Below are 20173 nucleotides of genomic sequence, written 5' to 3'. Positions count from 1 at the left end.
TAATCTTTTTGATGAGTAACATTCGAGGAGTGCCAGGCACTTGTCGAAAGGCTTGTCGAAGCTCGTTCCAACAAACAATGAGGAGGGATTCACATGTTTATTGTAAATGTTGAAGGTGCGGTACATAAGGATGGTAAGTGGCTGATGGTTATTAGGAGTGAGAAGGAGGAGCATGCTGGAGGCGAGCTGGCAATGGTTGGGGGCAAGGTTGATCAGGAAGGGTTTTCGAGTGATATTTTAGAACGGACACTTGCAAGGGAGATGAAAGAGGAAGTAGGGATTGAGATACAGAATTTGCGCTATGTAAACAGCTCAACGTTTGTCACTGATGCGGGTGCACATGTAGTGGATATTGTATTTGTTTGCGACCATCTATCAGGAGAAGCGTATGCAGTTGATAAAGATGAGGTTAGTGAGGTCGTTTGGCTAACCACAGAACAAATAGTAGAGGACACCTCTCTTCCGGATTATTTAAGAGAAAATATACGATTAGCTGCTGCGGTACTAAATGGCAAAAGCTAATGGATGATAAGAAACGAGTGATTGCCTTGGTTTTGAAATTAGACATAAAAATGAAAGAAATCGCTGAAATGGTCCTAGCCGTCCAGCTGCCTGCTTACAGAGTGGAAGCTGCGATCATTGGCTTTTATGACATTCCGCCTCTGAAGGATACCGCAACAACCCTCCAGCAATGCAGAGAAACCTTTTATGGTTATTTTTTAAATGAAGAGCTTTGCGGCGTCATATCGTTAAAGCTTGAGAATGAAATAATTGATATTCACCGATTGATCGTCCATCCAAACCATTTTAAAAAGGGGATTGCCCAGAAGCTGTTAACCTTCATTGAGAACGAATATAAAACCAAACCCCTTAAAGTTAGCACTGCTTCTAAGAATCTTCCTGCCATTCGATTTTACGAAAAAAACGGCTTTCAAAAGTGTAAGGAACTAACACTGAGTGAAGAGCTGTCGTTAACCTTTTTCGAAAAGAGAGAACAAACCGTATAGTTGGCATCGGCTTTTCAGCGCTGGAAAGGAGATCCCATGAATACTTTAATTGAAAACCTTCTAATGCTTCTAATTCTTTTGCTTATCTTAAGCCCTTATATTGCGATTTCTGTCTACCAATCAAGAAAGTATAAACATACCGAAAAGGTGGACAAAGGCTCTGAGGTAACGTATTACAAGCTAAGCTACCGCAGGAAATTTATTCGAAGCTTGTGGATTCTGCTTTTTACTCTTATCATCATTTTTCTCTATCACCTGTATTCTAGTATTGATATTGAAAGATATATCTTCATTATTGCAGTTATTATTTTATACCCCATCGTTCAACTGGCCTATACTTTTTCCCGTTGGAAGAACGGAAATGCATGATGAAAAACTATTACGTAAGAAAGCTGGTGTGATGTAATTGGTAAGTAAATTGAATGAAGCAATTGAGCTGCGGCGTAACGGAGACTTAGAAAAATCCAATCAATACCTTTTAGACCTATGTAAAGAATACCCTGATGATCCGATCGTGTTCTACCAGTGCGCCTGGAGCTTTGACGTATTAGGAAAGGAAACAGAAGCTGTGCCTTATTATGAAAAAGCGATAGATTCAGGGTTATCCGGTAACGATCTTGAAGGAGCTTATATAGGCTTAGGAAGTACGTATCGAGTTTTAGGTGAATACGAAAAATCGAGGGAGGTTTTTCTAAAAGGGCTAGGAGCTTTCCCTGAAAACCAGGCACTTCGCGTATTTTACGCCATGACTTTATATAACGTAAACGATCATCAACAAGCCATGGAGATACTCCTAACCTCTCTGCTTGAAACAACCACAGACCCCCAGGTTTTAAACTACAGCAAGGCGATCAGCTTTTATAAGGACAAGTTGGATAGAGTTTGGAGTTAAAGACGTGCTGCTAGAAAAGGTTTTTTGAGGAGATAGATCGACATGCTCAAATACGGCTTTAAAGGAAACCGGAATACAATTTAATAATTTTGGAATTTAGTATGGAAACAAAACTACCCAGCTAAATGCTAAAAAGATCCAGCAAGTGAAAAGCGATGAAAGGGTCGATGGAAAATTAGTCGACTAAATGAAAAATTAATTACCAGGAGTGGTGACCATCCTTACCAACAATACGATAACCTTAAAACCATTTGAATTAAAGATGCTGAAGAACTTCTTCACTTCCAAACCAAAAACAAAGACTTCTTCGAGCAGTTTTCAGCGGGGCGCCCGGCTGAGTACTACACACTCGAATATCAGCAGGAAAAAATTAAAAAGTGGAAGCACCACATGGAAAACGACGAGGAGTATCAGTTCGGCATTTATTATGAGAGCCGCCTGATTGGCAGCATTAGCTTATTTCAGGTCATGCGCAGCTATCTGCAAAGTGCGTTCATTGGCTATTTTCTTGATAAAGAGTTTAACGGAAGAGGTTTTACGACACAGGCGGTAAGGCTGTTAGTGGACCATGCCTTTGACCATCTTCATTTACATAGAATCGAAGCAGGAGTCATGCCGCATAATGTGGGGTCCATACGGGTCCTCGAAAAGTCAGGCTTTCACAAAGAAGGTCTGGCTATTAAGAACGTTAAGATTAATGGGAAATGGGAAGACCATCTGGTGTTAGCGATCATAAACCCGATGGATTAAGTTCGGATAAGGACATAGGAATGTGTTAGGGGCTTTTCATCCAAATTCATCTTTCTTCCAAAAACCAATTGCTAACCTAAATTATCCCATGTTACCCTGTTTTTATAGAGAAAACGAAAAAAATGATTGGCGGTTGAAAGGATGAAGGAACTAAAGGGGAAAGCGGTTTATTTAAGGGAGCTGAAGGAAGAAGATATGAAAGGGCTGCATCAGGCGCTTTCAAATGATGAAATTAGGTATATGACCGGGACCAGAAACTCTTTTACTATGGAGCAGATGAAGAATTATTTTAAACGGATCAGCGAGGATCAAACCCGCTATAATTTTTCCATCCGCCTGCTTGAAACAGATGAATTAATCGGTGATCTAGCTATTATGGATATTGATGAGGACAATAAAAAAGCGGGTTTCAGGATCGCGCTTCATCAGACGAGTCTGTTAAACAAAGGGTACGGGACAGATGCGCTCAATCAGGCGCTGAAATTTGCTTTTGAGGTGCTGAAGCTGAACAGACTGCAGCTTGAGGTTTTTTCTCATAATATCCGGGGGATCAAATCCTATGAAAAAGCAGGATTTCAAGTTGAGGGCGTGCTAAGAGAGTCCCTTTATTATGAAGGTGCTTTTTCAGATGAAATCATTATGAGTATGCTGCAGAAGGATTATTTTGAACGAAAAAGTGAAGCGCTGAGAGAAGAAAATTATGCAATGGAAAAATAGATAGGATTAGGGAGCAGTTTGTTTTTTAAAGCATTCTCGCTCCTTTTTTCTTGAAAAAATTCACCTGAAAAAGAGGGGAACATATATGAGTGAAAAGCTGGCTATAAAAGAAATTACAGCGGTCGTGGAGACGTTAGACGACCTCTCAGACATCCTTGTACGTATTGTTGAAGATGGTGCTTCCATTGGTTTTTTAACCCCCTTCAGCAAACTAGATGCAGAACAGTACTGGCAGGCAGTTCCAGGCAAAGATGTAATTTTGCTGATCGCTGTAGACAGGTCTAAGGTGGTTGGAACCGTTCAATTGCACTTGGCTTCCAAACCAAATGGACTGCACCGTGCGGAGGTCGCTAAGCTTTTAACACACCCTGATTTTCAGCGTAAAGGAATCGGGAGAGCATTGATGCTAAAGGCGGAGGAAATGGCAAAAAAACAAGGCCGCACACTCCTTGTGCTTGATACACGCAAGGGCGATCCGTCGAACCTTCTTTATACCTCCCTTGGTTATCAGCTGACCGGTGAAATACCTTTATTTGCTAAATCCTCTATAGATGGATCGCTGGAGTCGACGATGGTTTATTACAAAAACCTGGAATGAAAGAAATGAACAAAGAATGCTTCCTCCAACAGATTTTAGCAGTCTACGATATAATTACCAGTAAAAAGAATAGGAGGAAACAGAATGAATAACAATGTAAAAAATGGTCTGCTAGTCGTATTCGGTATTTTGATTGGATTGTTTGTAATTCCTATGTTTCTATGAACTTTTAGTTGTTTATTTTCTCATTCTAAAAGAAAAGAGGCGATGTCATTATGGTGATAGCGGGAGGACTCCTAATCCTGTGGGGAGCATTTGTAGTGTATTCTTCTATTTTCAAAATGCGAAAACAAGATGTGAAAGATGACAGCAGAGTAGGAAGCAGCTGGTATATTGAATTGGAGGTTCTGTCTAAGCTGGCAAATAATCTTCCGTACGGCTTAGCAAAAGGCTTGATCGCTTTCATTGGTTTTTCTTTTATGGCCCTTGGCAGCTGGATGGTTTATTAATCCAGTCGATAAAAAGAGGCTGGTTTATAAACGTGAGGTGAACGGAGCGGAAGGGGGCGACTGCTGCGGGAGGAAGCGGGAGCTTGAGATCCACTTGCGCTAGCAAGTTAGCTCAAGCCCCGCCCCGCGGAAAGCGTCCCCCTAAAGCGCAGTGAACCGGGTTTAAGAGGATGAGACACATTTGTCCAACCCCCTTTTTATGGTCTTATATATCTGAGGGCTTACCAACGCTGTATTTCTCCCTAAAATCCTCGCTCAGCTCACTCCATACATCAAAAAGATTTCCATCCGGGTCGCGAAATACAAAATTTTTACCGGCATGACCTCTGTTTTCAATTTCTCCTACGTTTAGTTGTCTCTCTTTAAAATCCCTATGTAGTTCCTCTAGCGCGTGTAGTCCATTTACCTCAAATGTTAATGAAAAGCGTTCATCACCGTTGGCGTCATAAAAATTAAGGTTTTGTTTTTTCTCAGTTTTTACGAGAAAAAAGCTTTGATTCGCCAGGTTAAGTATAGCCTTATCCATATCCTGATAGGTTAATTTTGCACCGAGCTTGTTTACGTACCACTGGACAGAAGCCTCGACATTTGAGACAGGTAGATATGTCGTGCCAACCCGTATTAATCTCTCATTCATTCTGAACTCCCCTTTCGCAATAGGTTGAAAATTCCACATAATTATACCATTTTCATTCCAATTAAGAGAAAAAAGGTTACTAGAATCTAAAATCTTCTAGTAATAGAAACGGATACTATGTCATACTAATTCAAAAGCATTTCCGGAGGAAGAAATGAAAAAAGCGATTCATAGGATCAATCCAAGCTCAAAGGCAACAGGCGTCTCCGAGCTTCAATTAAAAAAGACGGAAAAAGAATTGGGAGCTGTCTTTCCCGAGGAGTACAAGGAGCTGTTTTTAGAAACGAATGGAGCAGCATTTGATGAATGGATTTTGTATCCTATCCAACCAATTGAGCAGGGAAGATTATCAAAGGATATTGTCAAAATGAATAAAGAAAAAAGACCCGAAAATCTTCCGGATGACATGATTTGTATCGGAGAGAAAACAAATGGGGACAAGCTCTGTTATCGTATAAGGCGAAGATTAATGCAGGAGCAGATCTACGTTTACTATGAAAAGACTGAGAAATGTGACTGCAAATCATCAGATCTAAAGTCTTTTATCGACTGGTTTGTGCCTAAAGTAGATACCACTAAACCAAATAATATTGGTGTATTTAAAATTGAAAGCGGTAATCTGGTTGTGGCGGACCCGTACTATCTTGAAGATGACGAATCGGAAGGGAAAATCAGCATATCAAATGTGAAAAACGGAGAGTGGACAGCCTCCCTTTCCTATTTACCTGATGAAACCATTAAGAGCTTAACCGTTTATTACGGGGATAAAAAATCAAGCGGCAGGTGGCATGCCTGTGAAAAAATGATTGCTGTTGACTCTGCATCGGCTGGTGTTTTTGATCCGTCTTTATCCGTACAAATTAAGGACGACGAATACATTGAGATAACCTCTTCAGATGTTCAGGGCGGAATCGTTCCCGGAGGAGCAATCTCGGTATCAGGTTACGGGGATGGATTGTATGAGGTAAACGTAAAATACAATCGTTCAAAAGAGGTAGTGGGGGTTATGATTGGCTTTGAGGAAGATTACTGAAAAGAATAGAAAAAGAAATAGCCTTTTGAAGACGATCATTCATTTTGATTGGCTTTTGTACAGAAGGGAAGGACGAAGAAAATGAGCTACAAGGAGTTAGATATGCCGCGTAGAACAATTTTAACGCCGGGTCCGGTTGAGGTTGATCCGCGTGTGCTGCGAATGATGTCAGCACCGATTCTTGGTCAATTTGATCCTGCATTTACGACAATTATGAATGAAGTAATGGAAATGCTGAGAAAGGTATTTAAAACAAAAAATAAATGGGCATTTCCCGTGGACGGAACCTCAAGATCAGGGATTGAAGCGCTGCTTTGCAGTGTAATAGAACCTGGTGACAAGGTTCTGGTTCCGGTGTATGGACGTTTTGGACATCTATTAATGGAAATTTGTGAGCGTTACGGAGCAGAGGTAAAAGCAATTTATCAGGAATGGGGCACTGTTTTTAACCCGGAAGAGGTTATTCGGGAAATTCAGGAGTGGAAGCCTGACGTGGTGGCAATGGTTCATGCTGAGACATCCACTGGGTGCATGCAGCCGCTAAAAGAGATTGGGGAAAGCTGCAGAAAAGAAGATGTTCTTTTAATTGTTGATGCCGTGGCTTCAGTTGGCGGAGTGGATGTTCGGGTAGATGAGTGGTTTATTGACGGACTGATTGCCGGTACGCAAAAATGCTTATCGATTCCATCCGGTATGTCGCCTCTTACCTATAATGAACGAATAGAAAAGCGCATCGCCCGCAGAAAAAAGGTGGAACGCGGGATTGCTTCAGAGGATGATCGGACGCAGAACGCTTCTTTCATCAAAAGTAATTATTTTGATCTTGGCATGCTGCAGGACTACTGGAGTCCGCGCCGGTTAAATCACCATACGGAAGCAACCTCGATGGTTTATGCGCTTCGTGAGGGCCTGCGTCTTGTGCTTAATGAAGGTTTGGAGGAACGTTTCGAGCGTCATCGCTATCATGAAAAAGCATTAACAGCCGGAATAAAAGCAATGGGTCTCGAGCTATTTGGCGACCCCAATGCCAAGCTTCCGGTTGTCACCTGCATTAAAATTCCAGAAGGAGTAGACGGGGAAGAGGTTAGAAGGGTGCTTCTCGACATGTTCGGGATTGAGATTGCCAGCTCGTTTGGTCCGCTGCACGGGAAAATATGGAGAGTCGGCACAATGGGCTACAGCTGCCGGAGAGAAAATATTTTGGCGTTTCTCGGTGCATTTGAAGCCGTGCTTGTTCAGCAAGGGGCGACTGTTCAGAAGGGAGCAGGTTTACAAAAGGCATTGGCATATTATATAGAAGAAACGGGTGAGTCTAAGGTGTAACTCCAATTGGGACACTCCATTTCAAACAGGGCTGCATATTGTGTCCAGCCCTGTTAAGCGTGGAAGAGCTTTTTTACTTGCTAAAATCGCTCTTAATTAAATAGGCAACCTCATATTTTTCCAGTTCATTTAAATATTCATCTACATCAGTTGAAAAATCGGTATGCAGTGCCTGGCTTATCATTTTATTTTCCGTAAAATAGATGCTGGCTAAAACTCTTTCTCCATCAAGCGAAATGGATTCATCGGGAAAGGAGGTAGAAGACGATTCTGTTACTAGCCCATTACCTAAAATAATATCCGGGCTGCGCATGGTCACTGTACTTTCATTGCTTGCAATCCCAATTGCAAGCCCCTGTTCAGTTTTGTCTTGCCCTATTCCCGGTAAGACAATGAAGATGGAACCGTCACCTTCAATCTGACCGGATAGAGCGCCTATCTCTTCTGTAAACTCTCCGAATTCATATTTTTCAATCCAAACGGCTGCCTCTTTATAGCTGCTGTCAGTAGTAAAATCAAATACATAAGAATGGTCTGAATTAACGGAGAGAGAAACGCTTTTTCTCTCTCCGTTAATTCAGCTGTTGAAATCGAATTTGGTTTTTCTCTGTCAATACAGCCGCTTACTGCAATCAATATTACAATAAAAGGGATGAGCATTTTCTTTTTCATGTTTTTAGGCTCCTATTCTACCATTGTTATTTTAATTCTGTTATTTACCTTTTTTGGTCCGATTGCAACACCTACCAAAAGCCCGCCCCCCCCTCACTTATAAGTGGGCTAAGCATATTTTTTTTGTACTCAATTTTGAATCCGTACAGCTATTTTTTCAATTTGTTACCAGATTTACGGAAACAAGAAAGAATAGTTTCAGTTATTTATTTATTATTACTCAGTTTTTTGCTTGCTAAGGAAAGTGAAAGTATTGATTTTTATATGATATTCAAAAGCTTCTTCCAAAACCGGAAGAGGCCTTTTTTTGTGTTCTTTTATATCAAGATTAATCTCTTAGTTTGTAGACAAATCTCCTCCCTCTATTTCTTAACCTGCATAAAATAACTAGAGGGACGATTTTTAACATTTTACTGAATAGAGTTGGAGGTGAAGTAATGTTTAAATTTTTTAAAAAGAAAAAGTCCAAACCCTCTGCTTTCAGAGCGGTATCAGGTGCAGATCAGAGGGTCGAGGCAAATGAGCAGACGAAGGTTCTCTTTGAAGCAATCAATTTTGATCTTGATGAAGAGTATCAGCCGGTTCAATCGGTATTTGTTCCAAAAGAGGACGGGATCTATGTGATCTCAAGTACGTTTTCTTTTCAGCCTGACGTCACTGACGAAAATTACCGGACCAGAATTCAAATCCAAAAAAACGGAGATCCAGCTGTCGATGGAGATAATGATTTTTGGGGAACAGGAGTCGACTTCAAGAATGCTGTACAGACATCATCCATCCTGGAGCTTGAAGCAGGGGATCGTGTAGAAATCTTTGCGCAAAGTACACTTGCAGGATTTATTAAGATCAACCAACCAGGGTTAAGCATCACCTATTTTTCTGCAGACAGGCTGATTGAGCTGAAGTAAGCAGGGAGAGCATGAGAAATTTACTTGCAATCTCATAGATAGGTTGCTTATTTAAGTGAAGACGTAGACTATTCCTTATTTTCCGCATCCACTAACGGCATAGGATATAGTTGGGCAGTTTATGATTGCTGCTCTAGTAAGAATGCAAAAGAGGTGAAAGAATGTTTGAGTGGTTTAAAAAGAAGAAAGAGAGACCCTCTGCTTTTCGGGCTGTATCAAGTGAAGACCAGCAGATGCCGGCTAATGAAGCAGTAAAGGTTCTCTATGATCTTAAGGAGTTTGATCTGAACTATGAATACCGGGCTGCGCGCTCTGTATTTGTTCCGAAAAAGGATGGAATCTATTTAATTATTGCAACGATCTCCTTTAATCCTGCAAGCTATGATCAGAACTACCGGGCTCGTTTGGATATCCGTATAAACCAAAATCCTTATGAAGTGGCTGATAATGATTTCTGGGGCGAAGGGGTTCCGGATGAAAATGTGGTACAGGTATCCGCCATCTTAAAGCTTGAAGCAGACGACGAGGTAGAAATTTATGCGGAGAGTTCGTTTCCGGGCACAATAAAAAAGAATGTGCCGGGGGATAATGCGACAAGTTTTTCAGCAGCTAGGCTGGTAGAGTTGTAGAAAGTATAGAAGTAAAAGCAAGGAGAAGGTCTTGGGATAGAACCTTTTCCTTTTTATTTTAGAAAAAAACTATTACTGCATTCAAAAAAGAAGATTCCGAATTTTAGAATAATACTAGAAGAGAATGCCCTAAAAAGGTATGATGAAAGGGTATACATAATAAAGCAGAGTTTATGCATTAAGAGTGCAATCTACTACCAACAGGAAGGATGAATAAAATGACAGAAAAGATACGAGTAGCAGTGATTGGCTGCGGAGGAATTGCGAATACGAAACATCTGCCTTCTCTTTCAAAATTAGAGCAGGTGGAGCTTGTGGCATTTTGTGATATTGAAAAAGACCGGGCTGAAAAAGCAGCAGCTCAATACGGGGCAGAAGGATCACAGGTGTATGAAAACTACCAGGAGCTTTTGGCAGATGAAACGATCAATGTCGTTCATGTTTGTACACCAAACAGCTCCCATGCTGAAATTTCAATTGCGGCTCTTGAGGCAGACAAGCATGTTATGTGCGAAAAGCCGATGGCTAAAACCTCAGAGGAAGCTAAAGCAATGGTGGAAGCAGCCAAGCGTTCAGGCAAAAAGCTGACGATTGGCTATAACAACCGGTACAGAGAGGACAGCCGGTATTTAAAGTCGGTTTGTGAGCAAGGCGATCTTGGCGAAATCTATTTTGCCAAAGCACATGCAATCAGAAGAAGAGCAGTTCCGACATGGGGCGTATTTTTAGATGAAGAAAAGCAGGGCGGCGGACCATTGATCGATATCGGGACCCATGCCCTTGATTTAACGCTTTGGATGATGAATAACTACAAACCAAAGGCTGTGCTTGGTACGACGTATCATAAATTAGGACAGAAAAAAAATGCCGCTAATTTATTTGGTTCATGGGATCCGGAGAAATTTACGGTGGAAGATTCAGCATTCGGTTTTATTACGATGGAAAACGGGGCAACGATTACCCTTGAATCAAGCTGGGCGCTCAATTCTCTTGAGGTAGATGAAGCAAAATGCTCCTTAAGCGGAACAGAAGGCGGTGCGGATATGAAGGATGGACTCCGGATTAACGGGGAAAACCACGGCAAGCTTTATACAACCAAGGTGGACTTTGCAAATGACGATATTGCGTTTTTTGACGGGGAGCTCGTAAGTGAAGCAGATCTTGAAGCAAGACTTTGGATCGAAAGCATTATTAATGACACACCGCCGCTCGTTAAGCCGGAGGAAGCGTTTGTCGTGACACAGATTTTAGAAGCGCTCTATGAATCAGCAAAGACAGGAAAAGCCATTTATTTTGATGAGCAATGAGTCGCTGCCGGAAGCGTTCGTTTGAAGCGCAGTAAACCGGCTGCAGGAGCCTGAGACTATTTGTCGCAGGCTTTTTCTCTTTCATTCAAAAATCTCGTCTATTAGACTGGTAAAGATGTACAATCAGGAGGAGAGTAAATTTTACCTTTTGGCAAAAAGGACATACGTTTTGTTTACATTTTGTCTAAATGAATAGCCGCTTCAATAAGTTAGAATTATTTTATAATTCTGAAAAGTTAGTCGGAATGGAGGGGGAAGGATGAAGGGGATGCAGGAAAAGGAAGACTGGCGTTTTAAAATTGCGAACCGGGAAGCATTGATCGGTGTAGCATTAGCCCTTTTTAACTTTGTTTGGTGGTTCGGTTTTGCCTATGGCTTAGGCTCACGCCCTGTTGAAGAATATACATATGTGTTTGGTCTCCCCAGCTGGTTTTTTTACAGCTGTATTGTTGGATTTATTACAATCGCTGTCTTAGTTATTTTGGTCGTCCGCTTTTTCTTTAAGGAAGTACCCTTTACAGAAGAGGGGGATGAACAATGAATTGGTCGGTCATTATTCCAATGCTCGGGTTTCTCGTTATCATCTTTTTCATCGGGATATGGTCAAGCCGGAAAACAGCAGCTTCCGGAGATGGTTTTATACAGGATTATTTCCTTGGCGGACGGGAGCTTGGCGGTTTCGTTCTCGCTATGACGATGGTCGCAACCTACGGGAGTGCGTCAAGTTTCTTAGGCGGACCAGGCACCGCTTATACGATGGGATTTGGCTGGATCCTGCTTGCCATGTCCCAGGTAGTGACGGGATATTTTGTCCTAATGATTTTAGGAAAGAAATTTGCGATCTTAGCCAGACGCTATAAAGCGATTACGCTCATTGATTTTCTGAAAATGCGTTATCAAAGTACTGCAGTAGTAATCCTGTCAGCGCTGGCGATTATTATTTTTCTTTTTTCTGCAATGGCTGCCCAGTGGATAGGAGGAGCCCGGCTTGTCGAGTCTCTGACCGGAATATCCTATAATACGGCTTTATTCATTTTCGCGATATCTGTTCTGGTTTATGTCACAATCGGCGGCTTTCGGGCAGTAGCTGTGACCGATGCGGTTCAGGGAGCGGTAATGGTGGTCGGAACCTTTGTCTTACTGATTGCTGTCATCATAGCTGGCGGAGGAGTTCCGAATATTATTGGCGATTTAGTCAGTGAAAATCCCAATTTGATTACGCCGTTTGGGAATGAAGGGAATCTATCGAAAGCCTATGTATCCTCCTTTTGGATTTTGGTCGGAGTCGGAGTGGTCGGACTGCCGCAAATAGCCGTGCGGTCCATGTCCTATAAAAGCTCGACCGCTATGCACCGCGCACTTATTATTGGGACGATTGTGACTGGAGTTATTATGCTGAATATGCACTTAATTGGGGTATTTGCACGTCCTATTCTTCCAGGTATTGAAGTGGGGGACCAGGTTATTCCCCTCATTTCAATGGAGGTGCTTCCTGCGTGGGTAGCTGGAGTTGTACTCGCTGCACCAATGGCTGCCATTATGTCCACCGTTGATTCATTGCTGATTCTCGTAAGCTCGACGGTTGTTAAAGATGTTTATTTAAATTACGTCAAACCTGATGCGTCAATGAAAGCAGTGAAGCGGGCAAGCTTCGGGGTAACAGGCTTTCTCGGGATTATTGTGTATCTGCTTGCACTGAATCCGCCTGACCTTTTAATCTTCCTGAATTTATTTGCATTCGGTGGATTGGAAGCAGCATTCATCTGGCCGATTGTCATGGGGCTTTATTGGAAATACAGCAATAAACATGGGGCCATCGCTTCAATGATTGTAGGGATCTCCAGTTATATTGGCCTTCATTTTTATAATCAGGCAAACGGTGAATTATTTGGCCTTCATACCGTTGCCATTCCGGTTCTTCTATCGTTTATCGCTTTTGTCACTGCCAGTCTTCTCATTGACCGGAAGGCATACAGCTTTACAGAAGCAAGAAGGGAGCAATTAAAACATGAGCAATCGGTTAACTAATCAATCGTATACAAGAGACAGAGAAGCGGTTATTAAGCTGACTCAGGCATTGGTAAGGATCCCAAGCGTCTATAGAGGTGAGGGGGTCAATGGAGGGAATGAAGAAGCGGCAGCTAATTATGCAGCCAGACATTTAAGAGAAATCGGCATCGAAACTCATATAGAAGAAGTGGTGCCGGGAAGGCCGAATGTAATCGGCATAATCGACTCAGGCACACCAGGGAAAACTTTATTGTTTGAAGGACACACCGATGTTGTGACAGAAGGCGACCGAAGCGCCTGGAAGTACGATCCGTTTGGAGCTGAAATTGTGGAGGGCCGGATGTACGGCCGCGGCACCAATGATACGAAAGGGAATTTAGCTTGCATGATTACAGCTGTTCACTCTATTTTGCAGGATAAAGAGGAATTCAGCGGGAAAATCATTTTGTGCATTCCCTGTGATGAAGAAGGGCTTATGATTGGAATTAAACACTTTATAAAACAGGGATGGGCAGAAGGGGTCGATGGCGCCATCATTTGTGAGCCGGAGGAAAATAATGTCTGCATCGCTCAGCGGGGAGCAATCCGTCTGCAGGTCGACTTTTATGGCAAAATGGCTCATGGCGCTATCTCATGGAGCGGAATTAACCCTAACTGGCGTCTCGCGCGTTTTATCACAGAAATTGAAAAGCTGGAAAAGGCAGAAACAAAACGCCTTGGGGAGGACCCGTATTTAAAGTGGCCGTCCATCACCCCAACCATTATTCAGTCTCCCGTAAAAGGAGATGCACAAATCAATGTAATTCCGGAGCATTGTTTATTGACGCTCGATATTCGTACAGTACCAGAGCAAAATCATGATGACATCCTCCAGGCTATTGAAAATATCGTAACGGGTATGAAGGCGGAGGATCCGGATTGCCGGATTGAATTAACGGTTTTGGATAATCGTCCTCCGACTGCTACATCTAAAGAGGATCCTGTTGTAAAAGCTATCTATGGAGCAGTTGAAGAGATCACGGGCAAGGAGCCGGTTTATAACGGGGTGCCGGGTGCGACAGACGGAACTTTTCTTCATATGGAAGGGATTCCGATCGTCACAATCGGTGCAGGGGATCGGGAAATTCCCCATCAGTTAAATGAGTATGTGGATATAGAGGAGCTTGCTGAGACGACCGCCATTTATAAAGAAGCGGCACTCCGGTTTTTAAATGACAGAGTGTAAAAGCCAGAGGAGAGGAGTGCCGGATCAGCTTCTGGCACGTTGGTTAGTTAACCGAGCAGCCGGTAAGCTTTTACAGCACTTTCAAGGGCAAGCCGGCTGGATGGTGCCATAAAATCTTTACCGAGTAGCATTTCCAGCTTTTCAAGCCGGTGATAAAGCGTCTGACGGACGATAAATAATTGCTCGGCAGCTTCTTTTTTAGAGCCGTTAGTCTCTAAATAAACCTCAAGCGTTTCAAATAAGCGGCTGTCCATCCTTTCATCGTATTCAAGCACCGGGGCGAGGTGGCTTTCCACATAAGATGTTAAGAATGAAGAATCATTTATTTCAAGGAGAAGCTTATAAAGACCAAGGTCTTCGTAAAAAGGAGAGTCAACTACGCCTTTTTTTCCCATCTGTTGTGCTTTCAAGGCTTCCCCGTAAGCCTTGGGAGCGAGGGCTAAATCCTGATAAACAGAACTGATGCCGCAGCTGCAATGCTGACCGTTCATATAATTGCTGCTTCTCATTTCAAGGATTTGTTCAATTGCATGAAGTGATCTGTTTTTCTCATTCTTGACCCGATCGTCTGCCAAAAAACAGGCGACGGCGTGTATCTCTGTTTTACTGCAGGACAGAGCAGGGAAAAACCCGCATCTCTTTAACAGAGTACGAATGCTCATCAGACGCTGCAGCTTCGTTTCTTCCCAGTCACCATGAGGTAAATCACTTTCAGGGGGATCCATCTGAATACAGAAAATACGGTAATACATATTTTTGCTTTGAACAGGGAGGAAGGTCTGCAGGTCTTTAGGGTCCACGGGTCTGCCGTTTACTAAATCCCGCACGAAATCATCTTCATTGTTTAATTTCCGTTCTTCAATCGTCCGTTCACGCAAAAGAATCTGAGCAATGGCAATCGCTGCACGATCAAGGAGCAAAAAGGTGAAATCCTCCGGGATTGAGTGGTTTCGCTGAAGGCATAAATGGCCGAGCACCTGTCCGAGCCCTTCCACCGGGAGAGCGCCAAACGTTTGATCGTCAACAGTGAGTGTTTTCTTTTCAGCAAATTCTCCTGTTGATTGCTCCAGCTTTCTGCGGATGTCAGTTTCCCATTTCTTACTCTCGGCAGGATAATAATAAAGCTTTGGCTGATCGGTGATGAACATGACACTTTGATTAAAAAAGCGATGCAGCTCCTGAAGAATTTTAAGAATGCCATTATGGGTCAGCGACAATGCATTAAATTTCCGTGATAAAGCATCCAATTGCGACAGCATATGGTGATGCTGATTGATAATGTATGTATGTAAATCCTGTGTGATATCGACAAAACGCACTTTCTTTTCAAATAGGATGATCGGAAACGCATGCTGGTTGGCTACATCAATGATTTCTTGGGATATTTCTTCAAAATAAGGACCAATTTCAATGCATAAACAGGCCACCTTGCGTTCGATCAGTTTCTTTACATAGGTAAGCTGAGCCGTCAGGTCCAACTGGAGACCAACGCCAGTGGTTAAAATTAGCTCTCCGCCATTGATTAAGCTATCAAGCTCCTGGACTTCAAGAACATGAGACCATTTGACTTCCCGGTCCAGCCCTTCCCTGCCTGCTGCGACCCTTGCACTCATAAAAGATTCCCTTTCGAGTATATGGCGAATCGTTAAAGTGAATTTTTCCATAAAGAAATCACCTCCATAACGTTAAAGTGCTTACTGCACAATTTGACATAATGTAAATTGAAAGATGACAGAATTTTTTGTAAAGTACATCTAACAGTTTAGTGAAAATCATTGGAAAAGACAAGAATCATATTGAATAGGAGGAGTGTAAGATGAGCATAGCAATAAATAAAAATCAAACTCTATCAAACTTCATTGGTGGACAATGGGTTAAATCAAGCACCTCAACTTATGAGAAGGTTCCAAACCCTGCCACAGGGGAGACTTTGGCAGAGGTACCGATATCAACAGCGGAGGATCTTGAGCAGGCGGCAGCTTCAGCGAAGCAGGCATTTACAGGATGGAAGAAAACTCCGGTGCCTCAGCGAGCCAGGATCTTATTTAAATACCAGCAGCTTCTCGTTGATCATTGGGAGGAGCTGGCGAAAATCATTACACTTGAAAACGGAAAGAATTTTAATGAAGCGTACGGAGAAGTGCAGCGGGGAATTGAATGCGTTGAATTTGCTGCAGGTGCCCCTACGTTAATGATGGGGCAGCAGCTGCCGGACATTGCAAACAGCGTTGAGTCCGGTATGTACCGGTACCCGCTCGGAGTAGTAGGAGGCATCACGCCCTTTAATTTCCCGATGATGGTGCCATGCTGGATGTTTCCTCTCGCCATTGCAGCTGGCAACACATTTATTCTAAAGCCTTCTGAACGCACACCTCTTTTAGCGAACCGATTAGCAGAGCTGCTGCAGGAAGCCGGGCTGCCAGACGGCGTCTTTACAATTGTCCATGGCGCTCATGACGTCGTTAACGGAATCTTAAACCACCCTGATATTCCAGCAGTGTCATTTGTCGGCTCGCAGCCGGTTGCTGAATATGTGTATAAGACAGGCACATCAAACGGCAAACGTGTTCAGGCGCTTGCAGGAGCTAAAAATCACACGATTGTAATGCCCGATGCGGATTTGGATCTCACAGTTACAAATATCATCAATGCCTCCTTCGGCTCAGCCGGTGAACGCTGCATGGCATGTGCTGTTGTAGTCGCAGTCGGAGATATAGCGGACGAGCTGTCAAAAAGACTTGTTGGGGAAGCGGATCAAATGACGATTGGAAACGGGCTCGATGAAGATGTATTTCTTGGTCCTGTCATTAGAGAAGCCCATAAAGACAAGACGATCGGGTATATTGAGTCGGGCGTCAAGGAAGGGGCTAGTCTATTGCGTGATGGCCGCAAGGATCCGGTTTCTGACGATGGGTACTTTGTGGGACCGACGATATTTGACGGGGTTACGAAAGAGATGAAAATCTGGAAGGAAGAGATTTTTGCACCGGTGCTGTCCGTGATACGGGTCGAAACGCTTGATGAAGCCATCGAGCTGACGAATCAATCTGATTTTGCAAATGGTGCCTGTCTCTTCACGGATAGTGCTAAAGCGATCCGTCAATTCCGGGAAGAAATCGATGCGGGAATGCTCGGCATTAATCTTGGCGTCCCTGCACCGATGGCATTTTTCCCATTCTCAGGGTACAAGAAATCCTTCTACGGGGATTTGCATGCAAACGGGCGGGATGGCATTGAATTTTACACACGCAAAAAGATGGTAACAGCGCGTCACTCATATTGATCAAATAAGGAGGCGGGTGGCATGACATCTGCGAAAGAAAAGCTGAACACCTTAGCTGAAAGAGACCGGAAAACCATATGGCATCAGATTTCCTCTTATAATGAAACCAAACGCCCGATGGTAGTCCAAAAAGGCGAGGGTGCATGGATCACAGATCATGAAGGCAATCGTTATTTGGACGGAATGTCAGGTCTTTGGTGTGTGAATGTCGGATATGGCCGGGAAGAGCTGGCAGATGCAGCGGCGGAGCAAATGAAAAAGCTTGCCTATGTACCCATGACTCAAAGTCATGAACCGGCGATTCGCCTGGCTGAAAAGCTAAATGAGCTGCTTGAGGGCGAATACAAAATTTTTTACTCTAACAGCGGATCAGATGCAAACGAAGTTGCCTTTAAGCTTGCCCGCCAATACCACCAGCAAAACGATGAACCGTCACGCTTTAAATTTATCTCCCGCTACCGTGCCTATCATGGCAGCTCAATGGGAGCACTGTCTGCCACAGGCCAGGCGCTGCGTAAATATAAGTACGAGCCCCTGGTTCCCGGCTTTTTGCATATCGCTCCACCCGATAATTACAGACGTCCGGCTGGCCAGTCAGTTGAGGACTATAATGTAAAATGTGCTTTGGAGTTTGAAGAAAAAATCATTTGGGAACAAAAAGAGACGATTGCAGGCATCATTATGGAGCCGCTCATCACAGGCGGCGGTGTCTTGATTCCACATCCTGTTTATGTGAAAAAAGTGCAGGAAATCTGCCGGCGGCACGGTGTCCTGCTTATTATAGACGAGGTCATCTGCGGCTTTGGGAGAACGGGAAGAGTATTTGGACATCAGCATTTTGGTATCAAACCGGATATCATCACGATGGCAAAGGGGCTGACAAGTGCTTATCTGCCACTTTCTGTCACAGCAATCCGAAAAGATATTTATGACCGGTTTGACAGTGAAGAGGAAAATAGCCACTTCCGTCACGTCAACACATTTGGCGGCAACCCATCTGCATGTGCTGTGGCGTTAAAGAATCTGGAAATCATCGAGCGGGAAAACCTTGTGGATCGTTCTGCCCAATTAGGCGAGCGTCTGTTAAAAGAGCTGGTTGACTTGCGTGAGCATCCTCATGTTGGTGATATCAGGGGCCTCGGGTTCCTTCTTGGGATTGAGCTCGTTGAAAACAAGGAATCAAAGGAGCCCGCTTCAAATGAAAGAATGGCTGCAATCGTCGGTGCTTGTAAAGAAATCGGTCTGATCATCGGTAAAAACGGAGATACCGTAGCGGGATTTAATAATGTACTGACAGTAAGTCCGCCTTTATCATGTACAGATGAAGATGTTGACTTTATTATCGCTGTACTAAAAAAAGTGTTTAATGAAATCAAATAGGATATTCTAAGCCCCTTTGAAATCAGCCCGTTTCAAGGGGCTTTTTTTCGAAAACAATTGCATAAATGCTGGGAAATTGAAATAATGACTTAAAATGAAAGAGGCTTTGAGAAAGCATTGGACCGGAAAGGATTTTACACAATGACAAAGGAACAGTTTTCACCTTATATCACTTATTCAAGAGAAGAATGGGCAAGGCTTCAGGAAACAACCTCCATCACAATTTCTGAGGAGGAGCTTGAAAAGCTTGAAGGAATTTATGAGACCTTATCGGTAAAAGAAATAACAGAGGTATACCTGCCCCTTGTTCGTCTTTTATCCATTAAAATAGAAGCCGCAAAACAACTGCATGCACTTACCGATCACTTTTTGCAGCAGGAAACTAGAAAAGTACCATACATCCTTGGGATAGCTGGAAGTGTCTCCGTAGGGAAAAGCACCACGGCAAGAGCACTAACCTTTTTACTTTCTTCCTTAACTCCCAACTACAAGGTTGATCTTGTGACAACAGATGGCTTTCTGTATCCAAATCAGGTGCTAGAGGAGAAGGGAATAATGAATCGAAAAGGGTTCCCTGAAAGCTACAATGTAAAAGCGTTAATCGAATTTTTAACAGAAATAAAATCAGGAAATACCAATGTTCGTGCGCCGGTCTACTCGCATCTGCATTATAACGTGATTCAGGATGACTATACCGAGGTGGTTGAACCGGATGTCGTTATTCTTGAAGGTGTGAACGTTCTGCAAACCCCGATTCAGACAGGAGAAAGAGTATCGAGTATTTATGTCTCTGACTTTTTTGATCTGTCTCTTTATATTGATGCTGAAGAACAAAACATAGCCAATTGGTATGTGGAGCGATTTAAGCTTCTTAAAAAGACCGCTTTTACAGAAGAGGCGTCCTATTTTAAACGCTATGCAAACTTATCTGATCAGGAGGCTGAGCAGGTTGCTAAGGATATATGGAACCGGATCAATAAAATGAATCTGGAATTAAACATCCGGCCGACAAAAGGCAGAGCGGATATCATTATAGAAAAAGGGAATGACCATAAAGTTTCCAGTTTGGCGCTTCGAAAGCTATAACATAGGAGACCAAAATGGAAATTTCGTTAATCAGACACGGTATAACAACGTGTACCGATCATAAATCAATTACATATAAAGAGTTTACCGACTGGGTCAGGCAGTATGATGACAGCGGTGTCTTTGAAGAAGATAACTATCCAGTAGAAACAGGTAGAAAAATAGATAAAGCAGCATTTATTCTGACAAGTGACTTAAAAAGGTCGATTGAGTCAGCAAAGCTCTTGAACTGCGTGCAGTTCGTATACGTATGACAGTAAGTAAGGG

23 protein-coding genes and 1 pseudogene are annotated in these 20173 nt (G+C 43.0%); 20 read left to right on the top strand and 4 right to left on the bottom strand.

The genetic code is table 11. The annotated features are described in order from the left end of the window. The first annotated feature begins 93 nt into the window (after positions 1-93). The 8 genes and pseudogenes from C4B60_RS12305 (at position 94) to C4B60_RS12270 (ending at position 4413) form a co-directional block, all read left to right on the top strand. The gene (locus C4B60_RS12305; protein WP_104058304.1) at positions 94-522 is read left to right on the top strand and encodes an NUDIX hydrolase; all 429 of its coding nucleotides are present in this window, start codon (positions 94-96) and stop codon (positions 520-522) included. A gap of 50 nt (positions 523-572) precedes the next feature. After that, the gene (locus tag C4B60_RS12300; RefSeq protein WP_245153963.1) at positions 573-1007 is read left to right on the top strand and encodes a GNAT family N-acetyltransferase; all 435 of its coding nucleotides are present in this window, start codon (positions 573-575) and stop codon (positions 1005-1007) included. A gap of 36 nt (positions 1008-1043) precedes the next feature. Further along, positions 1044-1376: a hypothetical protein gene (locus C4B60_RS12295; protein ID WP_104058303.1), complete on the top strand. Its 333-nt coding sequence runs from the start codon at positions 1044-1046 to the stop codon at positions 1374-1376. Between the two features lie 37 nt (positions 1377-1413). Further along, the gene (locus C4B60_RS12290; RefSeq protein WP_104058302.1) at positions 1414-1899 is read left to right on the top strand and encodes a tetratricopeptide repeat protein; all 486 of its coding nucleotides are present in this window, start codon (positions 1414-1416) and stop codon (positions 1897-1899) included. Between the two features lie 217 nt (positions 1900-2116). Then, positions 2117-2649: pseudogene (locus tag C4B60_RS12285) on the top strand (GNAT family N-acetyltransferase). Positions 2650-2790: 141 nt separating this feature from the next. Then, positions 2791-3366, top strand: a complete 576-nt coding sequence (locus tag C4B60_RS12280) for a GNAT family N-acetyltransferase (protein WP_104058300.1) — start codon at positions 2791-2793, stop codon at positions 3364-3366. Between the two features lie 85 nt (positions 3367-3451). Beyond that, entirely contained in the window at positions 3452-3964 is a 513-nt protein-coding gene (locus C4B60_RS12275) for a GNAT family N-acetyltransferase (protein ID WP_104058299.1), read from the top strand. Between the two features lie 215 nt (positions 3965-4179). Then, entirely contained in the window at positions 4180-4413 is a 234-nt protein-coding gene (locus C4B60_RS12270) for a hypothetical protein (protein ID WP_104058298.1), read from the top strand. Positions 4414-4618: 205 nt separating this feature from the next. On the opposite strand, the gene C4B60_RS12265 is transcribed toward C4B60_RS12270, so the two are convergent. Next, on the bottom strand, positions 4619-5050 hold the full coding sequence (locus tag C4B60_RS12265) for a VOC family protein (protein ID WP_104058297.1): 432 nt from the start codon (positions 5048-5050) through the stop codon (positions 4619-4621). A 154-nt stretch (positions 5051-5204) separates the two neighbouring features. Here C4B60_RS12265 and C4B60_RS12260 point away from each other — a divergent pair, with 154 nt between their 5' ends. Then, positions 5205-6083: an SMI1/KNR4 family protein gene (locus C4B60_RS12260; RefSeq protein ID WP_104058296.1), complete on the top strand. Its 879-nt coding sequence runs from the start codon at positions 5205-5207 to the stop codon at positions 6081-6083. 81 nt (positions 6084-6164) lie between these two features. After that, on the top strand, positions 6165-7406 hold the full coding sequence (locus C4B60_RS12255) for a pyridoxal-phosphate-dependent aminotransferase family protein (RefSeq protein ID WP_104058295.1): 1242 nt from the start codon (positions 6165-6167) through the stop codon (positions 7404-7406). A 73-nt stretch (positions 7407-7479) separates the two neighbouring features. On the opposite strand, the gene C4B60_RS12250 is transcribed toward C4B60_RS12255, so the two are convergent. Then, entirely contained in the window at positions 7480-7725 is a 246-nt protein-coding gene (locus C4B60_RS12250; protein ID WP_104058294.1) for a hypothetical protein, read from the bottom strand. A gap of 116 nt (positions 7726-7841) precedes the next feature. After that, positions 7842-8078 carry a hypothetical protein gene (locus C4B60_RS12245; RefSeq protein WP_104058293.1) on the bottom strand — a complete coding sequence of 79 codons (237 nt, stop codon included), beginning with the start codon at positions 8076-8078 and terminating at the stop codon, positions 7842-7844. Positions 8079-8515: 437 nt separating this feature from the next. Here C4B60_RS12245 and C4B60_RS12240 point away from each other — a divergent pair, with 437 nt between their 5' ends. The 6 genes from C4B60_RS12240 to C4B60_RS12215 all read left to right on the top strand — a co-directional run bounded on the left by C4B60_RS12240 (position 8516) and on the right by C4B60_RS12215 (position 14157). Continuing rightward, entirely contained in the window at positions 8516-8986 is a 471-nt protein-coding gene (locus C4B60_RS12240) for a C1q-like domain-containing protein (protein WP_104058292.1), read from the top strand. A gap of 161 nt (positions 8987-9147) precedes the next feature. Continuing rightward, positions 9148-9615 (top strand): ABC transporter permease, encoded by a 468-nt coding sequence (locus C4B60_RS12235; protein WP_104058291.1) that lies wholly within the window; start codon positions 9148-9150, stop codon positions 9613-9615. 218 nt (positions 9616-9833) lie between these two features. Continuing rightward, complete coding sequence (locus C4B60_RS12230; RefSeq protein ID WP_104058290.1) at positions 9834-10922, top strand: Gfo/Idh/MocA family protein; 1089 nt, start codon at positions 9834-9836, stop codon at positions 10920-10922. Between the two features lie 259 nt (positions 10923-11181). Continuing rightward, complete coding sequence (locus C4B60_RS12225) at positions 11182-11463, top strand: YhdT family protein (protein ID WP_104058289.1); 282 nt, start codon at positions 11182-11184, stop codon at positions 11461-11463. Then, a complete protein-coding gene (gene panF, locus C4B60_RS12220) occupies positions 11460-12950 on the top strand; it encodes a sodium/pantothenate symporter (RefSeq protein ID WP_104058288.1) in 1491 nt (496 codons plus the stop codon). The genes C4B60_RS12225 and panF overlap by 4 nt, the downstream gene beginning before the upstream one ends. After that, entirely contained in the window at positions 12931-14157 is a 1227-nt protein-coding gene (locus tag C4B60_RS12215; RefSeq protein ID WP_104058287.1) for a M20 family metallopeptidase, read from the top strand. Before panF ends, C4B60_RS12215 begins: the two co-directional genes overlap by 20 nt. Before the next feature lie 47 nt (positions 14158-14204). On the opposite strand, the gene C4B60_RS12210 is transcribed toward C4B60_RS12215, so the two are convergent. After that, complete coding sequence (locus C4B60_RS12210; RefSeq protein WP_104058286.1) at positions 14205-15821, bottom strand: PucR family transcriptional regulator; 1617 nt, start codon at positions 15819-15821, stop codon at positions 14205-14207. Between the two features lie 152 nt (positions 15822-15973). On the opposite strand from C4B60_RS12210, the gene C4B60_RS12205 reads away from it, so the two are divergent. From C4B60_RS12205 to C4B60_RS12190, 4 genes are all read left to right on the top strand, one after another. Further along, a complete protein-coding gene (locus C4B60_RS12205) occupies positions 15974-17440 on the top strand; it encodes a CoA-acylating methylmalonate-semialdehyde dehydrogenase (protein ID WP_104058285.1) in 1467 nt (488 codons plus the stop codon). 21 nt (positions 17441-17461) lie between these two features. Beyond that, positions 17462-18820: an aspartate aminotransferase family protein gene (locus C4B60_RS12200; RefSeq protein ID WP_104058284.1), complete on the top strand. Its 1359-nt coding sequence runs from the start codon at positions 17462-17464 to the stop codon at positions 18818-18820. A gap of 141 nt (positions 18821-18961) precedes the next feature. Next, on the top strand, positions 18962-19906 hold the full coding sequence (gene coaA, locus C4B60_RS12195) for a type I pantothenate kinase (protein ID WP_104058283.1): 945 nt from the start codon (positions 18962-18964) through the stop codon (positions 19904-19906). 14 nt (positions 19907-19920) lie between these two features. After that, positions 19921-20160 carry a hypothetical protein gene (locus tag C4B60_RS12190; RefSeq protein ID WP_104058282.1) on the top strand — a complete coding sequence of 80 codons (240 nt, stop codon included), beginning with the start codon at positions 19921-19923 and terminating at the stop codon, positions 20158-20160. Positions 20161-20173: the final 13 nt, after the last annotated feature.

It is taken from the genome of Jeotgalibacillus proteolyticus (assembly GCF_002926065.1).
GTDB lineage: Bacteria > Bacillota > Bacilli > Bacillales > Jeotgalibacillaceae > Jeotgalibacillus > Jeotgalibacillus proteolyticus.
Note: the sequence above shows the minus strand (reverse complement) of the source record. Positions and strands in the feature narration are given on the sequence as shown.